Origin of the sequence: Streptomyces albidicamelliae (assembly GCF_025642175.1) — a bacterium.
In the GTDB taxonomy this organism is placed as follows: domain Bacteria; phylum Actinomycetota; class Actinomycetes; order Streptomycetales; family Streptomycetaceae; genus Streptomyces; species Streptomyces albidocamelliae.
On sequence record NZ_CP106795.1, the window covers coordinates 6,984,157 to 7,000,531 of the forward strand.

Sequence of the window (16,375 nt, forward strand, 5' to 3'; positions counted from 1 at the left end):
CCGCTCGGGCAGCCCCTCGGTCGAGCGGTACATTCCGGCCTCCTGACACGGCTCCGGTCCGGAGCGGGATCACGGCCTGGCACGGTCGTTCTTCGATTGTGGCATCGCGGCCGCCGAGGGGCGTCAGCAGCCGCCGGGGAACCGTCGTACCGCGGTCAGATGGCCACGCCGACATGGGCGAGCGCCTGCTTCAGCAGCACCCCGTGGCCGCCCGGCATCTCGCCCTGCACGGCCGCGGAGGCGGCCTCCTGCGGGCTGAACCAGACGAGGTCCAGCGCGTCCTGCCGGGGGCGGCAGTCGCCGGTCACCGGCACGACGTAGGCCAGGGACACGGCGTGCTGGCGCGAGTCGTGGTACGGCGTGATGCCCGCCGTAGGGAAGTACTCGGCGACGGTGAACGGCTGGAGGGAGGCCGGGACGCGGGGCAGGGCGACCGGACCGAGGTCCTTCTCCAGGTGGCGCAACAGCGCGTCGCGGACCCGCTCGTGGTGCAGGACGCGCCCGGAGACGAGGGTCCGGCTGACCGTTCCGTCGGGGCCGATGCGCAGCAGCAGTCCGATGCTGGTCACTTCGCCGCTGTCGTCGACCCGCACGGGTACGGCCTCGACGTACAGGATCGGCATCCGGGCCCTGGCCATCTCCAGCTCGTCCGTGGTCAGCCAGCCGGGCGTGGTCTCGGTCATGTCAGACATTGCTTGATCATACTTTCCGGGTGGGGCGCCCGCTGGGGTCGCGGGCCGGTTCGGATACGGGCGGTCCGTAGAGTCGGCGGGCGTTGTCGCGGCCCGCCCAGGCCGCGATCCGCAGGGCGTCGGCCAGGCTCAGCTCGTCGGCGTCCACCCGGGCCTGCAGCAGAGCGGCGAGCCCCCGCCGGAACGACAGGGCACCCAGGTGGTGGAACTCGGCCACACCATAGGCGTCGGAGCTGTACAGCAGTTTGCGGAACGGGGTGATCTCCAGCGCCTCCTCCAGTACCGCCCGGCAGCGGGCCGGCCCCGAGTAGTGCAGGGCGAGGCCCACGTCCAGGTGCACGTGGGCGAACACCGCGGACAGGTAGGCGGCCTGACGGTGGTACGGCCAGCAGTGCAGCAGGAGGACCGGGACGGTGCCGGACGTCAGGCGCAGCCAGTCGGTGAGGAGGGCGGGGTCCGCGCGGTGCAGCGTGACGTCCGCGTCGCCGAACCCGGTGTGCAGCTGCAGGGGCAGGCCCAGCTCGACGGCGGTCCACAGCAGGTGCCGTACCAGCACCGGGTCGGCGAGCCGGCCGCCGCGCGTGAGCCAGCCGGCGGCGGCCTCCGTGACCTCGGCGCCGGTGGGAGGGGCCGGGTCGAAGGCGAAACCGGTGCGGTAGGCGGCCACCGACTTCACCGCCACCACGCCCGGCCGGCGCACGGCCTCCTCGGCGGCGCCGCGGAAGGCGGCCGCGTACCCGTCCGCCTCCACACCGCGCGCGGCCACCGCCTCGGCGATCCGCTCCAGCCGTACGACCTCGCAGGCGGCGGCGCCCGCCGCGCGGCCCAGTTCGGCCGGGGAGGTGACCGGGTGCGGGGCGTAGCCGGTGTCCACGCAGAACACCTCCGCGCCGGCCGCCGTCAAAAAGCGCCGGTTGACCTCCTGCCAGCCCAGCTCCGCGCGCCGGGCCACGTAGTCGGCGGGGGGCGCGTGCCGCGGGAGGTCCAGCAGGGGCGCGCAGTGCCGGCGGACGGCCACGCCGACGGGGCTGTCGAAGGGCGACACACCCGGCCAGGCCTCGCCCTCGGTGATGAGCGACGCGAACTCCCCGCCGGTCAGGTCCGCGGTCACCGCCCCGTGGCAGTGGTGGTCGACCAGGGGCAGCTCGGCGAGGGCCTCGGAGACCGGGCCGGACACGGCGGTCATCAGTACGTCCACCGGTAGGCGGCCGCGACCCCGGCGTCGTCCAGGCCGGACACGGCCGCCGCCTCGCCGAGGCGTACGGCGGTCACCGCGTCCGCGAGGACGGGGCCCAGCGCCTCCCGCAGCACCGGGTCCGCGCGGAACTCCTCGACGGCCTGCGGCAGCGACCGCGGCAGCCGCCGCACACCCAGGGCCGCCGCCTCGTCCGGGCCGTACCGGGCCGGATCGCCGGTGATCTCCTCCGGCAGGGACGTTCCCGCGCCCATGCCGTCCAGACCCGCGGCGATCACACAGCCGAGCGCGAGGTACGGATTGGCGGCCAGGTCGACGGGTTTGACCTCCAGATTGGCGTCCTGGTCCCGGCGGCCGGCCGTGCCGGTGATCACCCGCAGCGCGGCCTCCCGCGTCTCGCGGCCCCACGCGGTGAACACCCCCGCCCACTGGGAGGGTTGGAGCCGCAGGTAGCTGGCCGGGCTGGGCGCGGTGACCGCCGTCAGCGCGGGGAGGCGGGCGAGCACCCCCGCCGCGAAGGACTCCGCCTCGGCCGTCATGCCGTACCGGCGGTCGCCGTCCGCGTGCAGGTTGACCCCGTCGCGCCAGCAGGACAGGTGCAGATGGCCGCCGTTGCCGACGCCCTCGGCGAGCACCGCGGGCGCGAACGACACCCGCAGGCCGTGCCGTCCGGCGACCGCCCGGATCGTCTGGCGCACGAGGACGCTGCGGTCGGCGGCCGCCACCGGGTCGAGGGCACCCACCGAGACCTCGAACTGCCCGGCCGCGTACTCGGGATGCAGCTGGTCGACGTCCACGTCCTGCGCGGCGAGGGCGGTCAGCAGGTCGGCGGTGCAGTCGCTCAGCTCCACCTGGCGGATCGCGCCGTAGGCCGGACCGGAGACGGCCGGCACGAACGCGCCGGCGGGCGCCGAGTCCAGCCCCATCGCCCACTCGATCTCGACGGCCGCCTTGAACGTCAGGCCGTGCCGTTCGGCGGCGTCCGTGACGATCCGGCGCAGGAAGGTCCGGGCGCAGCCGGGGTGCCGGTCGCCCTCCTGGGTGATCCGGTCCACCGGCGCCCACGCCCAGCCGGGCTGCGCGGCCAGTGCCACGAGCTGGTCGAGGTCCGGGTAGAGCCTGAGGTCGCCGTCGGGGGAGCCGAGCACGTCGGTCGTGACGATCGAGTCGCCGGCGAGGAACGTGTCGAACACGGGGGACATGCCCACGCCCCAGGACACGGCCGCCTCCAGCCGGGCCGTCGGGATCGTCTTGACGCGGCAGACGCCCGCGGTGTCCACGTAGGCCAGCACGACGCCGCGCACGTCCCGCGCGGCCAGGTCCGCGGTGAGCGCGGCGACCCGGCGCAGATCGCCGGGGCGGCCGCCGGGCACGGGGTCGGCGAAAGTCGTCATACGTCCTCCTCGGCGGGCCGGGCGGGGCACACGGCCGGAGTCAGGGTTTCCGGGCCACCGCGCCGAACTGCGGCACCGGTGCGGCGGCCGCGGACTCCGGACGCCACTGCGAGCACGGCACCAGACCCGGCTCGACCGGCTCCAGGCCGTCGAGGAACGCGGCGATCTCCGCCCGGCCGCGGGCGGTGATCGGCGGGGTGGCGTTCGCGTTCCAGAACTCCATCGCGGCGACGTTCCCCTCGCCGCCCACGTCGCCGTCGTACGTCGGATGGGTGAGCACCAGGTGGCTGCCCGAGGGCACCTCCGCCATGAGCCGCCGCACGATGTCCCGGGCCTCGCCGGCGTCCAGCACGAAGTTCAGGATGCCCAGCAGTATCACCGCCACCGGCCGGCCCAGGTCCAGGGTGTCACCGGCCCGCTGCACGATGCCCTCCGGATCGCGCACGTCCGCGTCGATGTAGTCGGTGACGCCCTCGGGGGAGCTGGTGAGCAGCGAACGGGCGTGCACGAGCACGATCGGGTCGTTGTCGACGTACACGATCCTCGACTCGGGGGCGATCCGCTGGGCCATCTCGTGCGTGTTGTCCACGGTCGGCAGGCCCGTGCCCACGTCCAGGAACTGCCGGATGCCGCACTCACCGGCCAGGTACCGCACCGCCCGCCCGAGGAAGTCCCGGTCCGCGCGGGCCACCGCCCGGATCACCGGGAACATGCCCGCGACGTGCTCACCGACCCGCTGGTCGACCTCGTAGTGGTCCTTGCCGCCGATCCAGTAGTTCCACACCCGGGCGTTGTGCGCCACGGAGGTGTTCAGGGCCGCCGGCCCGGCCGCCGGGGGATGGCCTTCGGTCACGTCGCCGCCCTTCGCCGTCGCGGTCGTCCGCCGTCATTGTGCCGCCAGGTGATCGCGCTGTCGCGGGAAACCGCGCACCGTGAGCGGTTCGGGGTGCCCGAGGGGCGTTCCGGGCGGTGAGCGACACTGGTCGGCGTACCCTCACCCGACCGGAAGCAGGACATGTCCGCGACGCCCGTGCCCACGCCCCTCCTCGACGCACCCGGCCTGCCCGCCGGGGCCGCCGACATCCGGCTGATCGTCACCGACATGGACGGCACGCTGCTGGACGACGCCCAGCGGATACCCGACGGGCTCTGGCCGATGCTCGCCGAGCTGCGCCGGCGCGGAGTGCTGTTCAGCCCCGCGAGCGGCCGCCAGTACGCCACGCTGGCCCGGCAGTTCGCGGACGTCGCCGAGGGCATGGTGTTCATCGCGGAGAACGGCACGTACGTGGTCCGCGACGGCGTGGAGCTCAGCTCCGACCCGCTGGCGGGGTCCGCGGCGGCCGGGGTGGTCCGGACGGTACGGCGGCTCGTCGCGGACGGGGTTGACGCCGGTGCCGTGGTCTGCGGCAAGCGGTCGGCGTACGTCGAGCGGACCGACGAGGCGTTCCTGGCCGAGGTGCGCAAGTACTACGTCGAGCACCGGATCGTGGAGGACGTCACCGCCGTCGACGACGACGTGATCAAGGTCGCGGTGTTCGACTTCGGGCCCGCCGAGCGCTCCACCGCCCCGGCGCTCGCCCCGTTGGCCGCCACGCACAAGGTCGTCGTCTCCGGCGAGCACTGGGTGGACGTCATGAACCGCACCGCCGACAAGGGCGCGGCGCTGCGGGGTCTCCAGACGGCGCTCGGCATCACCCCCGCGCAGACCATGGTCTTCGGCGACTACCTCAACGACCTGGAGATGCTCGACGCCGCCGAGTGGTCGTTCGCCATGGCCAACGCCCACCCCGAAGTCGTCCACCGGGCCCGCCACCTGGCCCCCTCCAACAACGACGCCGGGGTGCTGCGGACGATCACCCGCGTGCTCGGCCTGTAGCGGGTGCGGGTGCGGGTGCGGGTGCGGCGGCCGGGCGGTGTCGGGGCGTCCGCACGAGGAGTACCCACTTCCCAGGATCACCAGGAGGTCGCGTCGCACTGTCCTGCACAGAGACGCAGGTGTCCTCGCCTACGAGGAGCTGGTCGGTTGCGCGGTCGACGCAGGGGTCTTCCCGGGCGGGTGGGGCTGCCCGGAGAAGACCATGAGGTGCCACGTTCCCTTGTCCCGGGTCACCGTGAAGGTGTCGGTCATCGCCTTGCCGGCCCTGTCCGTGGCGGAGAGGTGGGCACTTCCGGTGTTCGGGCCCATGTCGTGCTCGATGTCCAGGTTGCTGACCTTCCATCCTCGTCCGCCCTTGGCTGCGAGGATCTTCGCTGCTTCTCGTCTCGACCAGGCCTCGTCCTTCACGCCGCCGATCCGGATCAGGTCGGTGGCACTGCGGGCGTTGAGAGCGGAGATGTAACTGTCGACGGCCTGGCGTGCACCGTCGGCCCGCGAAGCGGTCGGCTTGGCTTCGGCCTTGTCGGCCTTCTCCGACGAACAGCCGGAGAGGGCGAGTAACGCGAGCGCGGCGACGGCGATGCGGCGTCGGTTCACGGCAGAACCTCTCTTGTCCTGTGAGGGGGGCAGCAGCCTGTCATGTGCGGTGCGCGTACCACCAGGTGTGCGGATGGTCAGAGATGATCTTCTTCACGCTTTTGTTGTGAGTGTCGGAGGTGTGGTAGGTGAGGTAGGGAGCGCCCCGGTACTTCTTCGTGACGAACATCGAGTGGTCGACGACGTTGTTGCGGTTCCAGTCGGCCTGGAGGACGTCCGAAGCCAGCAGGTCGTAGACGTTGCGCACTGACTTGGTGCGCTTGGAGTACTTGTTGCTGGTTCGCTGGATGATGGATCCGCCCGCGGGCTTCCAGCCACCGGCGAGCATGATCTGCGACAGGAAGTTCGTGCAGTCGTTGCCACCGTAGGTGCGGTACGCGGAGTTGTGGTGGTCCCAGTACTTGTCCGCGTAGGCAATCATCTGGTGGTAGCTGTACGCGGCGGTGGCGGCGGGCTTGACGGCGCCGGCACCCGTGGGGTGGTCGGAGTGGGCCCGCCCGGGTGTGGCCTGGCTGTGGTCCACGGTCTGTTCTGCTGGGCATGAGGGGACGGTCGCGCAGGAAGACGTGGGCCCCGGCGCCGAAGGTTCACCGCACTCGCCTGCCTCACCGACCGGCCAACCAAGCCCGGAGCCGCGCCGCTCAGCCCGTGCCCCCTTCGCCCCCGCTGCCGAGCAGCCTGTCGACGAGGAGTTCGGGGTAGCCGTCGGCCGGCGGGTCGATGCCGAAGATGGCCCGGATGTAGAACGGTGCGACGAGCTGGTCGAGGATCTGCTCCAGGGGCGGCGGGTTCTCGCCCCGGGCCGTCGCCCGCTCGCGGATCTGCTCGATGGAGCGCATCCGGCGCTGGAACTGCTGTGCGCGCCCGGCCTGGGCCTGGGCGCTGTGCGGCATGGACAGGACGACAGCGCGTACGAGGGCGCGTCCTTCACGGGTGCGGATGTTCGCGACGCTGGCTTCCGCCCAGGCGAGGAGGTCGCCGCGCAGGGTGCCGGTGTCGTTCAGGGGTGAGTCGCGTTCGAGCCGGGTGGTGACCATGTCGGCAAGGAGCGCGTCGAGGCTGCCCCAACGCCGGTAGACGCTGGTGTGGTTGACGCCGGCGCGCTGCGCGATCGCGGGGATGTTGAGGTCTTCGCCCTCCGGGTCGCAGAGCAGGTCGATGATCGCCTGATGGACGGCCGCGCGGACCTGTTCGGGGCTTTTGCGGGTGCGTGGGGACGCCGGCTTCTGAGTCACACCTCCATCGTAAGCACAGATATTTGCTTCTGGGGCATCGGAGGGTCTACAGTCCTCGGTAAGCACAAATCTGTGCTTGCCGAGGAGGGTGTGCGATGAAGCAGCTGCTGTTCCCCAACAACATCCAGTTCTGGTACGAGACCCTGCGGTCGATGAGCCACATCGCCTACGGCGGCGCGGACTTCGGCGAGGTCGTCTCCACCGGCGAACGCATCGTCGAGGGCGACTACGACAGCTGGTACGTCGAGTGGCTGGCGACCGCGGACCGTGTGTCCGGGGAGGCGGAGAAGGCGCTGGCGGCCGGTCACCGAGTGAGTGCCCGGGACGGGTTCCTGCGGGCGTCGAACTACTACCGGTCGGCGGAGTTCTTCCTGCACGGTCAGCCCTGCGACCCGCGTCACGACCACGCCTACGACCGCTCCGTGGCCTGCTTCAGGGCGGCGGCGGCGCTGTTCACCCCGGTCATCGAGCCGGTCGAGATCCCCTACGAGGACACCACCCTGCCCGGCTACCTCTACCGGGTCGACGACTCGGGGACACCGCGGCCGACCCTGATCATGCACAACGGTTTCGACGGCACCGCGGAGGAGTTGCACTTCTTCGGGGCGATGGCCGGCGTCGAACGCGGCTACAACGTGCTGGCCTTCGACGGTCCCGGCATGCCCGGCCCACGCCACCACGAGGGCCTGGTCTTCCGCCCGGACTGGGAGAACGTCATCACCCCCGTCGTGGACTTCACCGAGACCCTCCCCGAGGTCGACGACGGCCGTGTCGCGCTCCTCGGACTCAGCATGGGCGGCATCCTCGCCCCCCGGGCCGCCGCGTTCGAGCACCGGCTGGCCGCGCTGATCGCCGTCGACGGTCTCTACGACCTCGGCCAGACCTCCGTCCGCAACATCCCCGGCACCCGCGAGGAGGCCGAACGGCTCCTGCGTGCGCAGGCCGCCCCGGAACTGGACGCCGCCCTCGAGCAGATCATGACCAGGGACCCGATCGCCCGCTGGGCGATCAACCACGGCATGTACGTCATGGGCGTGGACACCCCCCGCGCCTTCAACGCCTCCTACCTCGACTACACCCTCCAAGACGGCACAGCCGAACGGATCCAGTGCCCCACCCTGGTCTGCGACGCCGAGGAGGACATGTTCTTCAAGGGCCAGCCGGAGCAGCTCTACGACCACCTGACCTGCCCCAGGACCCTGATGACGTTCACCGCGGAGGAAGGCGCCGGCGCCCACTGCCACCCGGGAGCCATGCGGCTGTCCATCGCCCGCATCTACGACTGGCTCGACGACACCCTCGCCGCCACGGTCTGAGCAGGCCGCGGCCCGGTCTCGCGACGGGCGCTTCTCGACGAGGGCGGGAGGGCGAGGAGGCGAGGAGGCCGTACGCCTACGCCGGTCGGCCCGTGGGCTTGCGGCCCACCGCGCCGTACAGGGAGACGGGGCCGTCGCCGTCCGGGCGGTCCTCGGGGCGCCAGTCGGAGACCGAGGTGATGCCCGGGGGCAGCAGGTCGAGTCCCTCGAAGAAGGTGCCCACTTCGTCCCGTGAGCGTGCCACCAGGGTCACTCCGCCGGCCGCGTAGGCGGCGATGCCCCTTCGCACGTTCTCCGGTTCGAAGTCGGCCGTCATCGTCGACAGCACCAGGCAGCTCCCGGGTGCCAGCGCCGCCAGCAGGGTGGCCACCAGGTCGTGGGCGCCGTCCTCGTCGGCGACGAAATGCAGCAGGGCGACGAGGGAGAGGGCGACCGGCCGGCCGAAGTCCAGTACGGCCGCGGCGCGTTCGAGGATCGTGCCCGGGTCGCGGGCGTCGGCCTGCACGTACTCCGTCACGCCCTCGGGGGTGCCCCGCAGCAGCGCGTTCGCGTGGGCCAGCACGATCGGGTCGTTGTCGACGTAGACCACCCGCGCGTCCGGTGCCGCGGACTGGGCGATCTGGTGCAGATTGGGCTCGGTCGGGATACCGGTGCCGATGTCCAGGAACTGGCGTACGCCGTCCTCGGCGAGGGTGCGCACGGCCCGTCGCATGAACGCGCGGTTGGCCCGCGCGGCCCGGCCGGCACCCGCGTCGATCGCGTGGATCCGGCGCCCCAGTTCCTCGTCGACGGGGTAGTTGTCCTTGCCGCCGAGGAACCAGTCGTACACCCTGGCCGGATGCGGCCGGCTGGTGTCGATGTGCTGTGCGGCCGCCTCGGTCCCCGTCACCCTGTCTCCTCCGCTCGGCTTGTCCCGGCGGTCACTCCGGGACGTGCGAGCAGCAGTCTGACACGATCATGACGCGCGGCGGAGACAGTCTTCGGCCACCTGCTTGTCCAGCGCGGCCCGCACCAACGCGGCGGCCAGGACCGCGGGTTCGGTGTTCCCGGCGAGGTCGGTCAGCCGGTCGGGGTCCTTCGGCAGGCCGAGCCGTTCGGCCCCCGACAGGGCCTTGGCGTCGAGGTAGGGCGCGAGTTCCGGCCACACGCGCTGTGCCTCCCGCAGGAAGATGTCGGCGCCGGCGGGCCCCACGCCGGGCTCCTCCTGGAGCAGCCGCCGCAGTTCACCGGTGTCGCCGCCCGCCTCCTCGTGCAGCCGGCGCAGGTCCCCGCCCCAGCGGTCCAGCAGCAGCTCGGCGCCGTCGCCGAGCTGAGCGGCCGTGCGCTCGTCGTAGCGCCGGTAGCCGCCGCGGCCGAGCGCGTCCACCCGCCGCTGCCAGTCGGCGCCGGCCATGCGGCGGGGGCTGTCGAGACGGTCCTCGTGCAGGGCCCGGGCGGCGGCGACCGCGACCGAGGCCCGGATCCTGGCACTGAGCAGCAGGGCCAGCACGAGCAGCCGGTACAGCGGCTGCGGGGTGTCCTTCAGACGGATGCCCGCCTCGTCGGCGTACGTCCGCCCGTACTCGGACACCAGCTCGTGCAGGACCCGTTCGTCGTGGTTCATGGCCTGGGGCGGGGCACGGTCTACGGCTTGAGCGGGTCGTGGCCGAGTGTCATCAGCCGGTGCCGTCGGCGCGTGTCCTCCGGCGCGGTCTCCGGCTCGGGCTCGTTCTCCATGTCCACGAGGTCCCCGACCGTGTCGACGACCTCGTACATCACGCGGACGTCGTCGTCGGTGAGATCGGTGCGGCGCTTCTGGAGGATCGCGAGGACGCGCTGCCCGGTCGGCGTGCCGGCCTGCTCGGGCAGCGGCTCGGTCTCCTCGGCGGCGTCCCGGACCTTCAGCCAGGCCGCGAGTTCCGCCGAGGTCATGTTGACCACGCGGTGGAAGTCCGTCCACAGCGCGTCGAGTTCGAGGGCGTCGGCCATGGGTTTCCCCTTCCGTACCGAGGGCGGGCGTACTAGCCGGCGGTGTCGTGGTTCTCGGCCTGGAACATCCAGTGCTGCTTCTCCAGGTCCGCGGTGATGGCGATCAGCAGGTCCTGGGTGACCGGATCGGCCTTCTCCGTCGCCTCGATGCGCTCGCGCAGCCGGCCGACCGCCGTCCCCAGCGTCGACACCATCAGCTCCACGACCTCCGTGTCGCGCAGCCAGCCGTCCTTGGTCCCGGACAGCGCGAAGGCCGCGGCGATGGTCTCGGGCCGGCCGTCCGGCGACACGCCCAGCGCGGCGGCACGCTCGGCCACCGTGTCCGAGTGGGCGCGGGCCGTCGCGACGACCTCGTCCAGCTGGAGGTGGATCGAGCGGAACCGCGGACCCACGATGTTCCAGTGCGCCTGCTTGCCCACCAGCGACAGTCCGAGCAGGTCCACGAGGGTGTCCTGCAGGGCGGTCCCGGTGACGCCGAGCGCCTCTGCGGGCAGCGTGCTCTTGACCACGGTCATGGTGCGTGCGTCCCCTTTCCTCACAGATGTGCGATCACGTCGAAGATGTGCGATCACGTCCGAAAGGGCGGGTGCCCCGCGCCGGGCCTGCCAAACGGCCCTGATCAGCGGGGCAGCAGCGGGTCGAGGAAGGCCAGCACCTCGGCGAGGACCTGCTCCCGGTTCGTCTCGTTGAACACCTCGTGCCGGGCTCCCGGGAAGATCCGCTCGGCCGCCCGGCCACCGCTCAGCCGCTCCACGCCGACCCGGCTGCCGGGCAGCGGCACCAGCCGGTCGTCGTCCCCGTGCAGCCACAGCAGCGGCAGCGGGCCCACGTCCCCGCCCTTCGCGACGGTCTCCAGGGTCCGCACGAACGCCTCCAGCGTGGGCCGCTTCATCGGGCCGTGCCAGACCAGCGGGTCGGCGGCGTACGCGGCGCCCACCGCCGGGTCCCGGGAGAGCGCGCCCGGGCTGATCGGGACGTCCGGGATCTCGTCCAGGGCGAGCAGCCGCCCCGGCAGCTCCCAGGCGCCGATCACCGGCCCGGACAGCACCAAAGCGGTCAGCTCGTGGCCGTACCGCTGGGCGAAGCGCGCTGCGATCAGACCGCCCATGGAGTGGCCGACCAGCACGAGCGGCAGCCCGGGGTGCGCGGCCCGGGCCAGCTCGGCGACGGCGTGCACATCCGTGACCACGTCCTCGAAGTCCTCGATCACGACCCGCTCGCCGGCGGACCTGCCGTGTCCCATGTGGTCGGGCGCGTACACGGCCGCCCCGTGCCCGGGGAGCAGCGCGGCGAGCCCGGCGTACCGGCCGGCGTGCTCGCCGTACCCGTGCACGAGGAGCGCCAGGAAGCGCGGCGCCGGGTGCGGCCACTCGGTCACGGCGACGGTCCCGCGGGTGCCGTCGAGGGCGTGCTCGCGGACGTGGGGCATGTCTCCTCCAGCTGCCGGGGTGCAGGCCTCGGGAGATCTTCCCAGGGGGCCGGGCGGAGGTCTATAGTCCAAAACTAGCAGTGCTAATTAAGTAGTGCCGTCGCCGTCCCGGCTGATCCACAGCGCCGTAGGTCAGGAGTCATAGCCGTGCGTCCCGTCCACTTCGCGGCCGCCCGCCGCACCCCCATCGGAAAGCTGCGCGGAGCCCTGTCCGCCGTCCGGCCCGACGATCTCGCGGCGACCGTGATCCGCCACCTGGTGGCCGACGTCCCCGCCCTCGATCCCGCCCGGATCGACGACGTCTACTGGGGCGCGGCCAACCAGGCCGGCGAGGACAACCGCAACGTCGCCCGGATGGCCGCCCTGCTCGCGGGGCTGCCCGAGTCCGTGCCCGGCGCCACCGTCAACCGGCTGTGCGCCTCCGGACTCGAAGCGGTCACCACCGCCGCGCGGACGATCGCCGCGGGCGAGGCCGACGTCGTGGTCGCCGGAGGCTCCGAGTCCATGAGCCGCGCGCCCTTCGTACTGCCCCGCCCCGACGAGGCCCTGCCGCACAGGATCGAGACCCACGACACCCGGCTCGGCTGGCGCCTGGTCAACCCCGCCATGAAGGACCTGCACGGCCTGCTGGCGATGGGCGAGACCGCCGAGGAGGTGGCCGGGCGCTACGGCGTCCCGCGCGAGCGGCAGGACGAGTTCGCGCTGCGCAGCCACCGGCTGGCCGCCGCCGCACGCAAGGACGGCCACTTCGACGACGAACTCCTGCCCGTCGAGCGCCCGGACGGCGTCGTCGTCGAGCAGGACGAGTGCGTCCGCGAGGACACCTCGCTGGAGAAGCTGGCCCGCCTGAAGCCGGTCTTCCGCCCGGGCGGCACGGTCACCGCAGGCAACGCCTCACCGATGAACGACGGCGCCGCCGGACTGCTCCTCGTCAGCGAGGAGGCCCTGAACGACCTCGGCCTCGAATCCCTCGGGCGCTATGTCGCGGGCGCCTCCGCCGGGGTCCACCCCGACGTGATGGGCATCGGGCCGGTCCCCGCCACCCGCAAGGCGCTGGCCCGGGCCGGCTGGACCGTCGGCGACCTCCAGGAGGCCGAGTTCAACGAGGCGTTCGCCGCACAGGCGCTCGCCTGCGTCGACCAGCTCGGCATCGACCCCGACCTGGTGAACCCCAGCGGGGGCGCCATCGCCCTCGGTCACCCCCTCGGCTGCTCGGGCGCCCGCATCCTGACCACCCTGCTCCACCGCATGCGCCGCACGGGCGCGGAGCGCGGGCTGGCCACGATGTGCGTCGGCGTGGGCCAGGGGAGCGCGGTGCTGGTCGAACGGCACTAGATCCACCCCACGGGGGCGCCCCGCACCGGGGCCGGTCGCACGAGCCGCAGCAAGAAACGGAGCAGCACTCCATGGCAACCCTGTCCGTCGCCGCCATCCTCGCCGAGAACGCCCGGCGCCGCCCCGGCAGCACCGCGCTCGTCGAGGGCGAACTGCGGCTCACCTTCGCCGAGGTGTGGCGCCGGGCGCTGGCCCGCGCGGGCGCGCTCGCCGGCCTCGGCGTACGGCCGGGCGACCGCGTCGCCCTGATGGCACCCAACACCGCCGAGTTCCCCGTCGCCTACTACGCCGTCGCGGCGGCCGGTGGTGTCGTCGTCCCCGTGCACCTGCTGCTGTCGGCCGGCGAGGTCGAGCACGTCCTGCGGGACAGCGGGGCCGCACTGCTGCTCGTCCACCCGGCGCAGGCGGAGACGGGCCGGGTCGCTGCCGCCGCCACCGGGGTCCGGGTGATCACCCTGGGCGAGGAGTTCGCGCAGCTCGCGGCCGACGCCGAGCCCCTCGCCTCGTACGTCACCCGGGCCGCCGACGACCCGGCGGTGGTCTTCTACACCAGCGGTACGACCGGCGTCCCCAAGGGAGCCGTGCTCAGCCACTTCAACCTGGTGATGAACGCGACGGTCAACGCCTTCGACGCCAACGACATCCGCGCCGACGACATCGCCCTCGGCGCGCTGCCCCTGTTCCACGCCTTCGGCCAGACCGTCTCGCTCAACTCCACCTGGCGGGCGGGCGCCACGCTGGTCCTGCTGCCCCGATTCGACGCGGCCCGTGCCATCGAGCTGATGGTGAAGGAGGGCGTGAACACCTTCCACGGCGTGCCGACGATGTTCGTCGCCCTCGCCGCCGCGGCCGCCGACGCGCCCGCGCTGCCGGAGCTGCGCGTGTGCGTCTCGGGCGGGGCCTCCCTGCCCGTCGCCGTACTGGAGCGGTTCGAGGCCGCGTTCGGCGCGCGGGTCTACGAGGGGTACGGGCTGTCGGAGACCTCGCCGACGGCCACCGTCAACCAGCCCGTGTTCGGCACCCGGCCCGGCACCATCGGGCACCCCCTGTGGGGCATCGACGCGGAGATCGCCCGCGCCGAGGCCGAGGACCGCGTGGAACTGCTCCCGGCCGGCGAACTCGGCGAGGTCGTCATCCGCGGCCACAACGTCTTCTCCGGCTACCTCGGCCGCCCGGAGGCCACCGCCGAGGCCGTGGTCGACGGATGGTTCCGCACCGGCGACCTCGGCACCAAGGACGAGGACGGCTTCCTGCGCATCGTCGACCGCAAGAAGGACGTCATCATCCGCGGCGGCTACAACGTGTATCCGAGGGAGGTCGAGGAGGTCCTGATGCGCCACCCCGGCATCGCCCAGGTCGCCGTCATCGGCCTGCCCGACGAACTGCACGGCGAGGAGGTGTGCGCCGTCGTCGTACCCGCGCCGGGCACCGCCCCGGACGCGGCCGCGATCAGCGAGTGGTCCAAGGAGCACCTCGGGCGGCACAAGTACCCGCGCCGGGTGGAGATCACGGACGCGATGCCGCTGGGCCCGAGCATGAAGGTGCTGAAGCGGGAGCTGCGGGCACAGTACGCGGACCGCGCGTAGCGGGCGGGGGCCGGCGCGACAGGAGCGGCGCGGGCGGGGCCGCGCGCGGCCGGGGCCGCGCGGGCGGTGCCGGCGCGGCAGGCTCCGTGGCAGGTGTCATCTGGCGAGACAGTGCTTACGCCGGAGGCTTGTCCGGACATAGCATCGGTTCCCGCATGAACACGATGACGCTCTGGCACCTCTCCGGCTGGGGGTTCGCCGCCCTCGCCTTCGCGGCCCTCCTGGTCGGCTTCTCCAAGACCGCGGTCAGCGGGGCCAACACGGTCAGCCTCGCGATCTTCGCGGCCGTCCTGCCCGCCCGCGCCTCCACCGGCGTGCTGCTGCCGGTCCTGATCGTCGGCGACGTGCTCGCCGTCCTCACCTACCGGCGGCACGCCCACTGGCCCACGCTGTGGCGGCTGTTCCCGGCCGTCGCGGTGGGCGTGGTGGCCGGCACGCTGTTCCTGGCGCGGGCCGGCGACGGGATCGTCCGGACCTCGATCGGCGCGATCCTGCTGCTGATGGCCGGCGTCACCGTGTGGCGCCGGCGCCGCGAGGAGGCGACAGCGGACGCGCCGGACGAGGTCTCCACCCGGGCGGGCCGGATGAAGGCCCGCTCCTACGGCGTGCTCGGCGGGTTCACCACGATGGTCGCCAACGCGGGCGGCCCGGTGATGTCGATGTACCTGTTGTCCGCCGGATTCCGGAAGTTGGGCTTCCTGGGAACCTCGGCGTTCTTCTTCCTCATCGTGAACGTGTCGAAGGTGCCGTTCAGCGTGGGCCTGGGGCTCATCGACGGACGCTCGCTGTTCCTCGACGCCGCGCTCGCGGTGTTCGTCGTGCCCGGAGCGTTGTTCGGCAAATGGGCTGTGAACAGGATCAACCAACGACTTTTCGAACAGCTCGTGATCGCGGCGACCGTCGTGGGCGGGGTGCAACTGCTGCTCCGCTGAGGCGCGGGTTCACGGCGTCGGCTCGACCCGGGACCTCACGGTGTCAGCCCCAGCAGCGCCGGGAGGTCCGCGATGGAGTCCACGACGTGGTCCGGGGTGCCGCTCGCCCGCTCGTGCGTCTCCCGCTGGTACTTGCCGGTCCGCACCAGCACCCCCGTGAGCCCGGCCCGCTGCGCGCCGAGCACGTCCGACTCGATGTCGTCGCCCACCATCAGGGCGTTCGCGGCGCTCCTGCCCATCCGGGCCAGCGCCGCCTCGAAGAACGCCCGCGACGGCTTGCCCGTGATCGTCGCCTCCACCCGCGCGGCCCTCTCCAGCCCCACCAGGAAGGCACCCGAGTCCAGTTGCAGCCCGGCGTCGGTCCGCCAGTACAGGTTGCGGTGCATGGCGACCAGTTCGGCTCCCCGCTGGAGTTGGCCGAAGGCGCGGTTCAGCGCCGCGTAGTCGAACTCCGGTCCGGCCCCGCCGAGGACGACCACGTCGGGACGGTCGTCGACCACCGCGATGTCTCCCAGGTCCTCCCCGATGTCCCCGCTGTTGAGCAGCGCGCAGCGCGCGCCCGGAAAGTGCTCGGCGAGGTACGCGGCCGTGGCGGCGGGCGCGGTGAGGACGTCGTCGGCGTCCACCGCGAAACCGGCCGCCGACAGGGTCCCGGCGATCGCCGCGCGCGTGCGCGAGGTCGTGTTGGTCACCAGGGCCACGTCGAGACCCGCAGCGCGGATCCGCTCCAGCGCCTCCACCGCGCCCGGCAGCGGCCGCCACGAGACGGTGAGGACACCGTCGATGTCGATCAGTACGGCACGCACGGATTCCATGGCCC

The 16,375-nt window shown here is 72.7% G+C and carries 18 protein-coding genes; 5 read left to right on the forward strand and 13 right to left on the reverse strand.

Going from position 1 to position 16,375, the window contains the following annotated elements; all coding sequences use genetic code 11:
• Positions 1–155: 155 nt before the first annotated feature.
• Genes N8I86_RS31590 through N8I86_RS31605 form a run of 4 tightly spaced genes read right to left on the reverse strand, consistent with a single transcriptional unit; the run spans position 156 to position 4,134 of the window.
• A complete protein-coding gene (locus N8I86_RS31590; protein ID WP_185091745.1) occupies positions 156–683 on the reverse strand; it encodes an NUDIX hydrolase family protein in 528 nt (175 codons plus the stop codon).
• A 16-nt stretch (positions 684–699) separates the two neighbouring features.
• Entirely contained in the window at positions 700–1,878 is a 1,179-nt protein-coding gene (locus N8I86_RS31595; protein WP_263279285.1) for an amidohydrolase family protein, read from the reverse strand.
• Entirely contained in the window at positions 1,878–3,281 is a 1,404-nt protein-coding gene (locus tag N8I86_RS31600) for a glutamine synthetase family protein (protein ID WP_263279286.1), read from the reverse strand. The genes N8I86_RS31595 and N8I86_RS31600 overlap by 1 nt, the downstream gene beginning before the upstream one ends.
• Before the next feature lie 40 nt (positions 3,282–3,321).
• Entirely contained in the window at positions 3,322–4,134 is an 813-nt protein-coding gene (locus tag N8I86_RS31605; protein ID WP_263279287.1) for an SAM-dependent methyltransferase, read from the reverse strand.
• Between the two features lie 162 nt (positions 4,135–4,296).
• Here N8I86_RS31605 and N8I86_RS31610 point away from each other — a divergent pair, with 162 nt between their 5' ends.
• Complete coding sequence (locus N8I86_RS31610) at positions 4,297–5,157, forward strand: Cof-type HAD-IIB family hydrolase (RefSeq protein WP_263279288.1); 861 nt, start codon at positions 4,297–4,299, stop codon at positions 5,155–5,157.
• Between the two features lie 129 nt (positions 5,158–5,286).
• On the opposite strand, the gene N8I86_RS31615 is transcribed toward N8I86_RS31610, so the two are convergent.
• The 3 genes from N8I86_RS31615 to N8I86_RS31625 all read right to left on the reverse strand — a co-directional run bounded on the left by N8I86_RS31615 (position 5,287) and on the right by N8I86_RS31625 (position 6,989).
• Positions 5,287–5,754, reverse strand: a complete 468-nt coding sequence (locus tag N8I86_RS31615) for a hypothetical protein (RefSeq protein WP_263279289.1) — start codon at positions 5,752–5,754, stop codon at positions 5,287–5,289.
• 40 nt (positions 5,755–5,794) lie between these two features.
• A complete protein-coding gene (locus N8I86_RS31620; protein WP_263279290.1) occupies positions 5,795–6,277 on the reverse strand; it encodes an amidase domain-containing protein in 483 nt (160 codons plus the stop codon).
• Positions 6,278–6,395: 118 nt separating this feature from the next.
• Positions 6,396–6,989, reverse strand: coding sequence for a TetR/AcrR family transcriptional regulator (locus N8I86_RS31625; protein WP_263279291.1), 594 nt, complete (start codon positions 6,987–6,989; stop codon positions 6,396–6,398).
• A gap of 95 nt (positions 6,990–7,084) precedes the next feature.
• Here N8I86_RS31625 and N8I86_RS31630 point away from each other — a divergent pair, with 95 nt between their 5' ends.
• Positions 7,085–8,305 carry an alpha/beta hydrolase family protein gene (locus N8I86_RS31630; protein WP_263279292.1) on the forward strand — a complete coding sequence of 407 codons (1,221 nt, stop codon included), beginning with the start codon at positions 7,085–7,087 and terminating at the stop codon, positions 8,303–8,305.
• Between the two features lie 76 nt (positions 8,306–8,381).
• Here the strand turns inward: N8I86_RS31630 and N8I86_RS31635 are convergent, their stop codons facing one another.
• The 5 genes from N8I86_RS31635 to N8I86_RS31655 form a co-directional block, all read right to left on the reverse strand.
• Positions 8,382–9,194 carry an SAM-dependent methyltransferase gene (locus N8I86_RS31635; protein ID WP_073891383.1) on the reverse strand — a complete coding sequence of 271 codons (813 nt, stop codon included), beginning with the start codon at positions 9,192–9,194 and terminating at the stop codon, positions 8,382–8,384.
• A 66-nt stretch (positions 9,195–9,260) separates the two neighbouring features.
• Positions 9,261–9,908: an endonuclease gene (locus N8I86_RS31640; protein ID WP_263279293.1), complete on the reverse strand. Its 648-nt coding sequence runs from the start codon at positions 9,906–9,908 to the stop codon at positions 9,261–9,263.
• A gap of 20 nt (positions 9,909–9,928) precedes the next feature.
• On the reverse strand, positions 9,929–10,273 hold the full coding sequence (locus N8I86_RS31645; protein ID WP_263279294.1) for a DUF3140 domain-containing protein: 345 nt from the start codon (positions 10,271–10,273) through the stop codon (positions 9,929–9,931).
• Between the two features lie 32 nt (positions 10,274–10,305).
• Positions 10,306–10,788 (reverse strand): Dps family protein, encoded by a 483-nt coding sequence (locus N8I86_RS31650; RefSeq protein ID WP_073891377.1) that lies wholly within the window; start codon positions 10,786–10,788, stop codon positions 10,306–10,308.
• A 104-nt stretch (positions 10,789–10,892) separates the two neighbouring features.
• Positions 10,893–11,702: an alpha/beta hydrolase gene (locus N8I86_RS31655; RefSeq protein WP_263279295.1), complete on the reverse strand. Its 810-nt coding sequence runs from the start codon at positions 11,700–11,702 to the stop codon at positions 10,893–10,895.
• 147 nt (positions 11,703–11,849) lie between these two features.
• Here N8I86_RS31655 and N8I86_RS31660 point away from each other — a divergent pair, with 147 nt between their 5' ends.
• The 3 genes from N8I86_RS31660 to N8I86_RS31670 all read left to right on the forward strand — a co-directional run bounded on the left by N8I86_RS31660 (position 11,850) and on the right by N8I86_RS31670 (position 15,555).
• Positions 11,850–13,037, forward strand: a complete 1,188-nt coding sequence (locus N8I86_RS31660) for a thiolase family protein (RefSeq protein ID WP_263279296.1) — start codon at positions 11,850–11,852, stop codon at positions 13,035–13,037.
• Between the two features lie 71 nt (positions 13,038–13,108).
• Entirely contained in the window at positions 13,109–14,623 is a 1,515-nt protein-coding gene (locus N8I86_RS31665; RefSeq protein WP_263279297.1) for a long-chain-fatty-acid--CoA ligase, read from the forward strand.
• Between the two features lie 155 nt (positions 14,624–14,778).
• Positions 14,779–15,555 (forward strand): sulfite exporter TauE/SafE family protein, encoded by a 777-nt coding sequence (locus tag N8I86_RS31670; protein ID WP_123440388.1) that lies wholly within the window; start codon positions 14,779–14,781, stop codon positions 15,553–15,555.
• A 35-nt stretch (positions 15,556–15,590) separates the two neighbouring features.
• On the opposite strand, the gene N8I86_RS31675 is transcribed toward N8I86_RS31670, so the two are convergent.
• Positions 15,591–16,370 (reverse strand): TIGR01458 family HAD-type hydrolase, encoded by a 780-nt coding sequence (locus N8I86_RS31675; RefSeq protein WP_263279298.1) that lies wholly within the window; start codon positions 16,368–16,370, stop codon positions 15,591–15,593.
• Between the last annotated feature and the right edge of the window lie 5 nt (positions 16,371–16,375).